At 62.5% G+C, this 1,729-nt stretch carries 2 protein-coding genes; one reads left to right on the top strand and one right to left on the bottom strand.

The window, feature by feature from the left end; genetic code table 11:
- A partial coding sequence (locus tag A5658_RS12235; protein WP_156751412.1) for an MMPL family transporter occupies window positions 1-357 on the top strand: 357 nt, incomplete at its 5' end.
- 148 nt (window positions 358-505) lie between these two features.
- Here A5658_RS12235 and A5658_RS12240 read toward each other — a convergent pair.
- Window positions 506-1,729, bottom strand: a 1,224-nt coding sequence (locus A5658_RS12240) for an MMPL family transporter (protein WP_156751413.1), incomplete at its 5' end; no start/stop codon positions are given.

Consider the following 1,729-nt stretch of genomic DNA (forward strand, 5'->3'; position numbering starts at 1 on the left):
GCCGGGCTGAAGACCGGGATCATCCGCGCGATGGGCAGCACCGGCAAGGTGGTGACCAACGCCGGTCTGGTGTTCGCGTTCACGATGGCCTCAATGGTGGTCAGCGACCTGCGCATCATCGGCCAGGTGGGCACCACCATCGGTCTCGGCCTGCTGTTCGACACGTTGGTGGTGCGCTCGTTCATGACGCCGTCCATCGCCTCGCTTCTGGGGCGCTGGTTCTGGTGGCCGCAACATGTCCGCCCACGACCGGCCAGCGTGATGCTGCGACCATACGGGCCGCGTCCCGCTGTGCGCGAGCTGATTCACCGCGACGTCGAAGACGAGACCGAAGCCGGAGTTGTGCAGAAGGTCTAGTCACCCTGCGCGGCAAGCTGATTCGCTGGCTGCATGTGCACGGCGATTGCCTTCTTTCACATCGAGATCGACGTTGTGCTGGCGCGCTCTCGCACTTTCCTTTCGCTGCTTAACGTCGATCTCGGTGCGTGGAAACCGAATAAGCCTGTCAGGCAGTCGATTTCGGCAACGGCCCGGTGGGGGCGTCCTGGGGTTCGCCGAAGCTCGTGCCGAGCAGCGACCGCACGGCCGGGCGCGGCCCGGTGGGTCGCAGCATCACGCTGGCCGGTCGTGGGCGGACATGTTGCGGCCACCAGAACCAACGTCCGAGCAGTGTGGCCAGCGACGGCGTCATGAAAGACCGGACGATCAGGGTGTCGAACAGCAGACCCAGCGCGATCGTCGTACCGACCTGACCCATCACCTTCAACGGGCTGAAGGCGAACGTGGCCATGGTGGCGGCGAACACCAGCCCGGCCGAGGTCACCACCGACCCGGAACCGGCCATCGCGCGGATCGTGCCCGTCTTGAGCCCGGCGTGGATCTCTTCTTTGAACCGGGATATCAAGAGCAGGTTGTAGTCCGAGCCGACCGCCAGCAGCAGGATGATCGCCATTGCCAAGACCATCCAGTGCAGGTTCATGCCGAGGATGTACTGCCAGAGCAGTACCGAGAGCCCGAACGACGCGCCCAGCGAGAGCAGCACCGTGCCGACAATCACGACGGCCGCCACCACGCTTCGGGTGATCACCAGCATGATGACGAAAATCAAGGTGGCCGCCGCAATCCCGGCGATCAACAGGTCGATGTTGGAGCCGTCGTGCATGTCCTTATAGGTCGCGGCTGTGCCGCCGAGATAGACCTTGGCGCCCTCCCAGGGCGTGCCCTTGATCGCCTCGTGCACGGCTTTCTTGATCGGCGCGATGTGGCTGATGCCCTCGGGGGTGGCGGGATCGCCACGGTGCGAGATGATCAGCCGCACCGCCTTGCCGTCCGGCGAGAAGAAGTTGTTCAACGCGCGCTTGAAGTCCTTGTTCTGGAACACTTCTGGCGGCAGATAGAACGAATCGTCGTTCTTGGCCTGGTCGAACGCGTGACCCATCGCATTCGCATTGGAGCTCATGTCGTCCATCTGATTGAAGATCCCGGACATGGTGCTGTGCATCGTCAGCATCATCGTCCGCATGTTCTCCATGCTGTCGATCATCGGCGGGAAGTCCGTGAGCAACTGGGGCATCAGCGCATCCAGCTGACTGAAGTCGTTGATCAGTATCTGGAACTTGTCGTCGATCTCGTCAATGCCGTCGACCGCGTCGAAGATGGACCGGAACGAAAAACAGATCGGGATGTCGTAGCAGTGCTTCTCCCAGTAGAAGTAGCTGCGGATCGGCCG

Source organism: Mycobacterium sp. 1245111.1 (assembly GCF_001673405.1).
Taxonomy (GTDB): domain Bacteria; phylum Actinomycetota; class Actinomycetes; order Mycobacteriales; family Mycobacteriaceae; genus Mycobacterium.